This window comes from Sphingobium jiangsuense (assembly GCF_014196495.1).
Lineage (GTDB): Bacteria > Pseudomonadota > Alphaproteobacteria > Sphingomonadales > Sphingomonadaceae > Sphingobium > Sphingobium jiangsuense.
Genome location: NZ_JACIDT010000039.1, coordinates 1 through 10,086 on the forward strand (window position 1 = coordinate 1; position 10,086 = coordinate 10,086).

The 10,086-nt window shown below is 59.1% G+C and carries 8 protein-coding genes; 7 read left to right on the top strand and 1 reads right to left on the bottom strand.

Annotated elements, in window-relative coordinates:
* Positions 1–452: 452 nt before the first annotated feature.
* Positions 453–1,196: a FadR/GntR family transcriptional regulator gene (locus GGR43_RS22750; RefSeq protein ID WP_188074016.1), complete on the bottom strand. Its 744-nt coding sequence runs from the start codon at positions 1,194–1,196 to the stop codon at positions 453–455.
* A gap of 587 nt (positions 1,197–1,783) precedes the next feature.
* Here GGR43_RS22750 and GGR43_RS22755 point away from each other — a divergent pair.
* The 7 genes from GGR43_RS22755 to GGR43_RS22785 all read left to right on the top strand — a co-directional run.
* Complete coding sequence (locus tag GGR43_RS22755; RefSeq protein ID WP_223177581.1) at positions 1,784–4,030, top strand: acyl-CoA dehydrogenase family protein; 2,247 nt, start codon at positions 1,784–1,786, stop codon at positions 4,028–4,030.
* A gap of 39 nt (positions 4,031–4,069) precedes the next feature.
* Complete coding sequence (locus GGR43_RS22760) at positions 4,070–4,900, top strand: crotonase/enoyl-CoA hydratase family protein (RefSeq protein WP_188074018.1); 831 nt, start codon at positions 4,070–4,072, stop codon at positions 4,898–4,900.
* A 29-nt stretch (positions 4,901–4,929) separates the two neighbouring features.
* Complete coding sequence (locus tag GGR43_RS22765; RefSeq protein ID WP_188074019.1) at positions 4,930–6,105, top strand: thiolase family protein; 1,176 nt, start codon at positions 4,930–4,932, stop codon at positions 6,103–6,105.
* Between the two features lie 7 nt (positions 6,106–6,112).
* Positions 6,113–6,541 carry a Zn-ribbon domain-containing OB-fold protein gene (locus GGR43_RS22770; RefSeq protein WP_188074020.1) on the top strand — a complete coding sequence of 143 codons (429 nt, stop codon included), beginning with the start codon at positions 6,113–6,115 and terminating at the stop codon, positions 6,539–6,541.
* A 70-nt stretch (positions 6,542–6,611) separates the two neighbouring features.
* Positions 6,612–7,826 carry a CaiB/BaiF CoA transferase family protein gene (locus GGR43_RS22775; protein WP_188074021.1) on the top strand — a complete coding sequence of 405 codons (1,215 nt, stop codon included), beginning with the start codon at positions 6,612–6,614 and terminating at the stop codon, positions 7,824–7,826.
* 67 nt (positions 7,827–7,893) lie between these two features.
* A complete protein-coding gene (locus tag GGR43_RS22780; RefSeq protein WP_188074022.1) occupies positions 7,894–9,384 on the top strand; it encodes an amidohydrolase family protein in 1,491 nt (496 codons plus the stop codon).
* A gap of 164 nt (positions 9,385–9,548) precedes the next feature.
* Positions 9,549–10,086 (top strand): SDR family NAD(P)-dependent oxidoreductase (locus GGR43_RS22785; RefSeq protein ID WP_223177582.1); only part of this gene is annotated, 538 nt, incomplete at its 3' end.

Consider the following 10,086-nt stretch of genomic DNA (forward strand, 5'->3'; position numbering starts at 1 on the left):
CCATGGGCATGCTCAACCACCATTTCGCAGCAGCCGCCTGATCGGCGCAGAGCGACAGCCTACCTCTGACTGCCGCCAATCTTTGCAACAGAGCCCTGTCGCTGCTGATGGCCGCAAGCATGGCGACGCTCGGCCGATACCCCGATTGGGGTGACGGCCAGCTAAAGCACTAGTGCGACATTGACGATCGTCCCCGTCGAGCGACGACAGACGGCGCTCGGAAGGGCGAGCCGGTCGGTAGACAAGGATGGCCTGCTGGCTGCAAACCAGACCAGCCAGTCGCACGGAAATTATTGATCAAGGCTTTGGGTGAGGTTTCTACCGGCTCAAGGAATCGACCACATCGCCACGCGCGCATGCAAGACGCAGCAAGCCTCTCTGCCATGATCGATTTAGCCATTGCCGCCATTAAATGGCGGACGAGTCTCGATCAGCTTCGAGTGGCGATGGCCTCATGACCATTTCAGCCCGACATCCCCCGTATAGTCGGTCAGCTTCCTATTCTTGTCGAAGTCGGAAATGAGAGTGCTGCACCGCGCCGCAAGAGCAGCCATAGCCGGATCCCTTTTCAATATTGCTTGCGCCACGCGGTGCCGGCGACTCAGCATGTCTTTATAGCGCGCACGATCTCCTCCAACAGGATCCTTCGATTCCACGACAGCGAGCACAAGGGACAGCAAGACGTCCAGGAACAGCTGCAGGACCGGATTGCCGCAGGCTGCGCTTAAGGTGACCCAGAATCGACGATCTGCTCGGAGGAAGGCGGTGTAGCTGAACGGCTCGGCCATTAGAGCAGCTTCTTCATGCAGAGACGCTTCCAGCTCGGCATGCAGATCCGGATCATCCGATAACGCCGCAAGACGCGCGATTTCAATTCGTATGGGCGTGGACGCATTGACCAATTCTTCGAGACTCGCTCCGTTGGCGCTCAGAAAAATTGATGCAGCCCGTGCAGCGGCGTCCGCAGTTGGGCGGGCGGCGAAGTAACCGCCGTTCATGCCGCGCCGTGTCTGAACGAGCTGGTCCTGAGCCACAATGCCCGCGGCCAGCTTCAACGTCGGCCTACTTACACCATAGCGCGCGCGCAGCTCCTCCTCCGCCCCAATAAATTCTCCGTCCCTCAGCAAGAGCGAGTCGCGGCGCAAAAGATCTACTGCACGCTTGGTAATCGGATCGGTCTTCCAACCCCCACTCATGAGTCTCGTCCGTCACGCATGATATAGCTTCCGCGCCACCTGGGTATAAGTACGCTACATATGATAGCGCTGGGACCGCTGCCTCAATCTAGGTGATAGAGGTGAACCCATTACCCCGCAACAGCACACAATGTGCATAGAGCAGCAGGTACCCGCGGATTTATAAATCGCTCAAGCGCTGTCGCGACGGAAGTCAGCGGTCTGGCGCGTACGGAGCCTAAAAGCGGATCGACGAGAGCGTTAACTAGCAGGCCTTTCACCCACACAGGCCTCGTCCCGATCCCGGCAGGTGTCAGGTTCATGCAGCTTTCGGTCCTTACCACCGTCGTGCCGAGTTGTCGTCGACGATACAGTTTTTCCCGGCGCCGCCATGTTGACGCAACAGGCATGAATGTGTACCTCTATTGGTAATGGCTACCTCTATTGGCATTTGAAAAACAACCCCTGCCAACGCCAAACCACCACATGCCGACTCTCGAATGTACTGCGCACGCATCGACAAGGAAGGGCGAAACCACCCAGGGACACATCTCTTCAAGTGATACTGTTACGCGCCGGCCGGGTCGAACAGAACAAAGGCAGTAGAAATGTCATTAAAGATGTCTTCGGAAGAACGCGTGCTGCTGGTTGGCTCCGTGCGGCGCCTGCTTGGGGATGAATGGACGACTGACCGGGCTGTCACCATGTCATCGGATCCGGCAGAACTGCGCCGGATCAACAGCGAGCTGTGCGAGCTCGGGCTTGCCGAACTGGGTGCACCGGAAGGACCAGGTCTGCGTGAGACGCTCCTTGTTTGTGAGGAGCTTGGGCGAGCATCCTGTCACACGCCGCTTATCGCCACCTTCTTGTGCAACCGCTTGTTCTCAGGCTTCGATGATCCTGTAACGCGATCCTTCATTGCGGACGTTCGATCGGGAAAGGCGATACCCACGGTCGCCTTGTCGGGTTTCGACGGCGATTTCGCCGCGGGTGCCGCAAGATGGGCAGATGGCCGCCTCCTGGGTCGCACTGCTTTTGTCGAGGGCCTGACCGCCTCTACCCATGTCCTGGTACTGACGAGCGCCCCATTTGGTATCGCTATCGTCATGCTTGACGGTCACGGCGTGCGCGTAACGCCCACGCCTGCACTTTCGATCGCGCCACTCGGCGAGCTTGAACTGGATTGCCGGCCAGTTGCCTGGCATCCGTTTGACGAGAAATCACTTGCCGACGCAGCTACGATCGCGCGTCTGGCCGCCACGTCGCGTGCTGAAGGGGCCGCTCAGCGCGCCTTCGATCTGGCGCTTGAGTACGCCAAGATCCGGCGTCAGTTCGGTCACGTGATCGGCGAATTCCAGGCCATCCAGCATAAGCTGGCGAACTGCCTCGTTCAGCTTGATGGCACCCGCCTTGGACTTGGTAAAACAGCGGATGCCTATGACCGAGGTGATGCCGGCTGGCGCATGCTTGCCGATGCCGCGATCGCATTTGCCGGCCCGGCATTGCGCCAGCTCATCCTTGAAGTCCATCACGCTTTGGGAGCGATCGGATATTCCGAAGAGCATGAGGCTCCGCGCCATTTTCGCAGCGTCCACGCCGATCTCGCACGTTTTGGTGGCGCACAACGCGCCCGCTCCGCCTTGGCGGACCAGTTGCTGTCAAAAGGTGCGAAGCTGCCTTCGCACGACACCAGTGAGCGCGTCATCGAATTTCGGAAATCCATCCGTGAATGGCTTGATGCCAACTGGACTGCTGCCGAACGCGAAGCCAATCGCAAAAAGCCATTGCTATACCGACGGTGGCAGCCGGAGTTCGCCCGTAAGATGGGAGAGGCAGGCTGGCTTGGTCTTGATTGGCCAAAGGAGCTCGGCGGACAGGCTCGCGCAGCCGACGAACAGCTAGCCTTCATCGAGGAGCTTGAATTCTGCGAGGCGCCGTCGGAAACCTATATGGTCGCCGAAACGATTATCGGCCCCGCCATCATCAAATTCGGTTCAGATGAACAGAAGCGACAGTTTCTGCCGGCGATGCTGCGGGGCGACGACGAATCGATGTTCGCCCTGCACTACAGCGAGCCCGAGGCAGGTTCCGACCTCGCGTCGCTGCGCACCATGGCGCGGCGCGATGGCGAGGAATGGGTCGTCTCGGGCCAGAAGCTGTGGACGACCAATGGCGAACTCGCCAAATATGCCATTCTCGCGGCACGGACCGATCCCGAGGCGAAGCCCAAGCATGCCGGCATCAGCACCTTTCTCGTGCGGCTGGATACGCCAGGGATCGATATCCGCCCGATCAAAGCGATGTACGGGCGTACTTTCTGCGCGACCTTTTATGATGACGTCCGCATTCCAGCGAGTGCCTTGCTGGGGCCGGAAAACGGCGGTTGGCAAGTGATAACGAGCGCATTGGCAGCTGAGCGAGTGACGATCGGAAGTGTGGCTGCGCATCTCCAGAAGATCTTGTACCGTCTTATCGACCACCTGATTACGGCGGACAACGACCGGGCGAAGGATCCCGTCATCCGTGACAGGATCGGCGGGCTTGCCGCTGATCTGGAGATCGCCCGGCAGTTTGCGCTGCGCAACGCCGAACTGGTTCAGGCCGAGCGCGTACCCATTTATGAGGCCGCGATAAGCAAGATGTTCATAGGTGATCTTCATGAGCGATTTGGCGAAGCCGCACTTGATCTTCTTGGTTCGGGCGGCCTCCTTTCCGAGGACTGCCCTTCTGCACCGCTCGGCGAAATGGAGCAGGAATTGCGTTACTCGATAATGACGGCCATCGGCGGGGGCACAGGCGAAATGCAGCGCAACACGATTGCCCTGCGTGGTCTTGGCTTGCCACGTATGAAGTAATTCGCCCCGGGGGGATAATCATTGCCACAAGGAATCTAAATGTCTGGACAGGTAGTAACTTACGAGCTCGACGGCAACATTGCCAAAATCGGCCTTAATCGCCCCGCGAAGCGCAATGCGCTGAGCTCTGCGCTGCTGCGACAGCTGGAAGAAGCAATCAATCGCGCCGGCGAGGAGGCGCGCGTAGGTTTACTGTTCAGTCACAATGAACACTTCTCCGGGGGCATGGATCTCGCCGAAGCTCAAAGCTGGGTAACCGATCATTCCAGATATCTAGACATGCGCGTCGGGACGGCAGCAAAGGGCCGCCCCCACGACCATCTGGCGCGTGGCCGTATTCCCTTCGTCGCGGCGATCAGCGGCGCGTGCGTGGGCGGCGGCCTTGAACTTGCAACCTCTTGCCACGTCCGCGTAGGGGACGAAACCTCGTTCTTCGCGCTTCCTGAGGGCCAGCGCGGCTTCTATATCGGCGGTGGCGGTTCCGTGCGCATTGCCCGCCTGCTCGGCGTTGCCCGGATGACCGACATGATGCTGACCGGCCGGGTCTTGTCGGCCGAAGAAGGCGAGCGCTACAACCTGTTGCAATATTGTGTGCCCAAAGGTGAGCATATCAAGCGCGCCACCTCGCTTGCGCACCGGATCGCGGAAAATGCGCCCCTGGTGAACTGGGCGGTCGTCCACGGACTGCCTCGCATTCAGGATTGTTCCTATGACGACGGGCTGTTCATCGAAGGGGTGTTCAGCCAAATCTCAATGGGCTCCGAGTCCGCCGAACGGATCGAGGAGTTCGTCTCGGGCCGGGCAAGACCGCTGGTCAAGCCGGGCAGATCGGGGGACGAACATGGCGAAGCACCCGGCACCCAAAGCTGACCCTGGCCACGAGCTCAGAGGAGAGAAACATGGCGTTACGTGATAACGCGATCATCGGCTTTGCGGAAACGAAGATCGAGGCCCGAGCCGGGAGGCATGTCTGGGAATTGGGCGGCGAGGTGCTGGAGTCGCTGATCGCGAGCACCGGCACCGAAAAGGCCGAGATCGACGGAATGTTGATCAACGCGTCGATCAGCGGTGCGGGAAATTGCTTCTGGTCTCAGACAACCGCCGAGTTTCTCGGCCTGGAGCTCGATTTCTGCCAGACCGTGGACATCGGCGGCTCTTCGGCGGTGGGAGCAGTCGCCCGCGCCGCGGCGGCGCTGGATGCAGGATTATGCACCACGATCCTGCTGCTCAATATCGACACTCAGGCGACCGACCAAGCCACCCTGAACATGCGGTCGTTCCATGACGAATGGCAATATCCTCAGGGCTTGCTCGGTGGACCCGCCGATTTCGGACTGCTGAGCCGCCGGTACGATCACCTCTACGGGCTCGATGTGGAGGCCTTGGGCAAGCTTGCCGTTACCCAGCGCAACCATGCACTGTTGAACGACAATGCCTGCGAGAAGCTGCGAAAGCCGATTACGGTCGAGGACTACCTCAATTCGCGCATGATCGCGGACCCGATCCGCCTGCTGGATTGTGTGATGACGTGCGATGGGGGCAACGGCCTTCTAATGACCACCCGCAAGCGCGCCAAGGAGAAGGGGCTGGACAATTTCGCGGTACCCCTGGGCTATGGCGAAAGGACGAACTACCGCGCGAACGAGAATCTGACCGATATTACGGAAACTGGCCATTGCATCGCAGGCCAGAAAGCGTTCGCCCAGGCCGGGCTCAAACCCCAGGATATGGGTAGCTACCAACCCTACGACGATTTCCTGATCGCGGTCATGATCAAGCTTGAAATGCTTGGCTTCGCAAAGCGCGGACAGGGGGCAGCCTTCATCAAGGAGCACAATCTCGCCCATGATGGCGATTTGCCGATCAACACAGGGGGGGGCCAGATTTCCGCGGGTCAGCCGGGCCTTGCCGGCGGCGGTGTCAACTTGATCGAGGGCGTGCGCCAGGTTTTCGGCAAGGGCGGCGCACGCCAGGTGAAAAACCGGGAATACGCGCTGGTCACGGGCATCGGCGGCCTACGCTATGTCCGCAACTGGAACACGAGCACCGCCCTTATTCTCGGCGCGGAAGGATGATGGCCGCATGAGCGAACAGATGAATGATACGCTTGGCGTCAAACGCCAGCCTCCCCCGCATTTCAGCTTTTCCGAACCCTATTGGGAAGCAACCCGCGAAGGTAGGCTGGTTATCCAATATTGCCGAAAGAGTGGCCAGTATCAGTTCTATCCTAGACCAGTCAGCGTCTTCACCGGCAGCCGAGATCTGGAGTGGCGAGAAGTCTCCGGCCGCGGCGTGGTATTTACCTATACGGTTGCCAATATGGCCCGCCCGCCTTTTGCTGGTCATACACCATTTCTCGTCGCGGCCATTACGCTGGATGAAGGCGTGAATGTGATTGGCAACCTGATAAACTGCCCTCTCGACAAAGCCGCCATCGGAATGCGCGTCCGCAAGACATGGGCGCCACTGCCCGATGGGACTAATCTTCTGATGTTCGAGCCGGATGAATAAGCTGATTACGGACAGCAGGTTATAGACTGAAATCTTTTTTCTTTTCTGAATTTAGGGAGGAGTGATGTCCGTGAGCAAGGAGATCCCCGTTGATAGCCCTCTGAAGGGCGTCCGTGTGCTCGAAATCGCACAGTTCATTGCAGGTCCATTTGCCGGTCAACAGCTTGCCGATTATGGAGCGGAAGTCATAAAGATCGAGCGCCCTGGCGGCGGAGACCCGTTCCGCACTTATGTCGGAGGACGCAACGTTCCAAACTATGGCTGCAACTTCCGCGCGTTCAATCGCAACAAGAAGAGCGTTGCGCTCGATCTCGGCTCGCCGGAGGCGCGCGAAATCATCAAGAAGATCGCGGCCGAAACGGATGTAGTCCTGGAGAACTTCCGCCCTGGCGTGATGGATCGCCTGGGGATCGGCTATGAGGCGCTCAAGGAGATCAACCCGGGCATCATCTATTGCGCGGTCGCCGGCTTTTCCGCCGATGGTCCGTTCCGCAACCGGCCGGCTTTCGACACGGTCGGGCAGGCGCTGTCCGGCATACTCTACTTGTTCACTGACCATGAAAACCCGGTTTTGCGGGGGCCGACCGTTTCCGACCAAGTGACCGGGATGCAGGCGGCAACGGCGATCTTGGCTAAACTGCGCGCCAAGGAGGTGACCGGAGAAGGCGGGCGCATCGACATCACTATGGTCGACGCCTCTGTCTCGTTTATCCCGGATTTCTATGCCGGATACACCGATGCCCAGATTGTGCCCACATGGGACTCACGGGGCGCGACGTCACAGGCGTGCATCATGACCTGCGCCGACGGCAAGCTGATCGCCGTGCAGCTAGGGGCGCTTGAAAAGGCGTTCTTCGCCCTGATCGAGCTACTTGGCTGCCCTCAGCTCGCCACAGATCCGCGATTCGCCAAGCAGGCGGATCGGCGGGCCAACTGGGGAGAATTCATCAATGTCATGCGCCCCTACTTCGCAGCAAGGCCACTAGCGCACTGGATGGAAGGGTTCGCAGAAAAGGGAGTTCCCTACGCCGAGATACTGACGATTCCGGAAGTGTATGAATCGCCCGAGGTCGTTCACGGCAAGCTGTTCGAGACACGCGAACACCCCATTGCGGGACCCGTTACAATGGTGAGGCGGTCAGCTCGGCTTAGCGGATCGCGTGGTCCAGCGCAAAACTTCCCCCCACTTCTCGGCGAACATTCGCAGGAAATCCTTTCCCGCATTGGATATACCAATGAAGAAATCTCCAATCTATCTGAACAAGGAATCGTAATTAATTCATGATTACATCATTATTTTTCAGACATTTTAACCCTCTTATAAAAGAGTCAAATATTGGAAGGAATTAAGTATGTGGGGAGATCATGATCCCGAGGGCCGCCGACTTCCCATAAAAGTCGATTCCGCTACCAACGGGGAAACCTATCCAATTCCGCTGAATGAGCGGCACAAGGCAGCAAATCGCCACGCCCTTGACGTCGCCGGCGAGTCTGCCCGCGCGATCGGCATGGGGCGGCGCAACTTCATGATGTCGGCGTGCGGAGCCGCAGCCACGCTCCTGGCCTTCAACGATATCAACAAGGCCTATGGTCAGACGGGCGGAAGCTGGAAAGTGCCGCTCGACGCGGGGAAGGACTCCTCGGTGGCGCAAGAGTTGCTGAAGAAGAAGCACTTCATCTTCGATGTTCAGACCCACCATTTCGGCCGGGATTGGGGCAATCGCAATCGCTCTTGGCTCTCTGCGTTCGCACAGCGCAAGGTTACCGACGCCGACATGGGCGATCCCGAAATCATCAAGCTGCTGGGATGGGTAAGCGGTCCGAACTACATGAAGGACGTATTCCTGGACAGCTATACCGATGTGGCCGTGCTGACCTTCGTTCCTAGCACCGAAGAAACCATGCCGCTCAGCCATAGTGAAGCCAGCGAAACACGTGACGCCGTGCAGGCATTGCAAAGCGGGAAACGGCTCCTCCTGCACGGACGGATCAACCCCACCATGGAGCGTGACGTCAAGAATATTGGCGAGATCAAGGAGAAATGGGGCGTTTCGGCAGCCAAGACCTATACCCAGTTTCTCAATAGCGGGCTGTCCTTCTGGCTCGACGACCACCGCGTGATGGATCGCTATGTGTCCGAACTCCTTCGGAACGACATCAGGATCATCTGCGTGCACAAGGGATTGCCGTTTCCCAGCGAAATCGCCACGCCGGACAGCAAGCCCTATATGAGCGCGAAGGACGTCGGGCCGGCGGCCAGAACCTACAAGGACATGGCGTTCGTCATCTATCACTCCGCTTTCGTGCCCGAACTCGCCGAAGGGCCGTATTCGGATCGGGGGCCGGCGGACATAGGCACGAATTCCCTGATCCGATCGATGCGGCAGGCGGGGCTTGGGCCGGGCAGCAATGTCTATGCGGAGATCGGCGCATCCTGGCGCTATGTGATGAAGGATCCCAACCAGGCTGCTCACTTTATCGGCAAGCTTCTCAAATATGTCGGTGAGGACAATGTCGTGTGGGGCACCGACAGCCTCTTCTTCGGCTCTCCACAGGACCAGATTCTGGCCTTTCAGACCTTCCATATTTCAGAGGAATATCAGGAACGCTACGGATATCCGGCAATAACCGATGAGATTCGAGCCAAGGTATTCGGATTGAATTCGGCGCGACTTTACGGGATCGTGCCTTCGCAGGTTAAGGCGCTCGCGGACCCAGGCGCGCTAGATCCGTTACGGCGATTGCAGAATGTCTATGCCGAACGGCCGAATCCATCGTTCCAGACATACGGGCCCAAGACACGGTCCCAGTTCCTGCGGATGGCTAAGGAAGAGGCGGGGTAAGCGCTGCCCTCGACAAGGAAATGTCGGTAGATTCGCAATGTCGCGCGGCCGGCCTGCTCCGGCCTTGGCTACATCGGCGACTCCTGCCGACACTTCCGAGTCAGCTTGGTGCTGCCAACGGCTGACGTGAAACCAAACGAAGAAACGCAGCGAGGATGCAGCAGATGGCTGGTCTGACCGGATTGTTCGCGCAACAGGTGATCGTCGTCGTCGGGGGCGGCGCGGGCATCGGCCGCGAATATTGCCTCGCTCTTGCCCGCGAGGGTGGACAAGTCCTTGTCGCGGGACGCGGGCAGAGCGCAGCCGACGTTGCCGAGACAATTCGCGCGGCAGGGGGCATCGCAGAAGCGTGCATCGCCGATGCGAGGGATGGGCAGGCAATCGCCGACGCCGCGATGGCACGGTTCGGACGGATCGACGGGCTGATCGTCAACGCCGGCATCGTCCGTGACCGCACCTTTGCCAAAATGGACGACGAGGAGTGGTGCGAGGTGCTCGACGTCCACCTGGAAGGCGCGCGCGCCTGCACCTGCGCCGTCTGGCCACATATGGTGGAGCGACGCTACGGACGGATCATGTTGACCAGTTCGGCTGCGGGCGTTCACGGCGGCTCTGTTGCAAAAATCGTGAAGCTTGAGCATGCTTGGCGGAGATTGGACGGACGGAACGATGACGGATTTCAAGTGGCGCCATTTCCAGGGT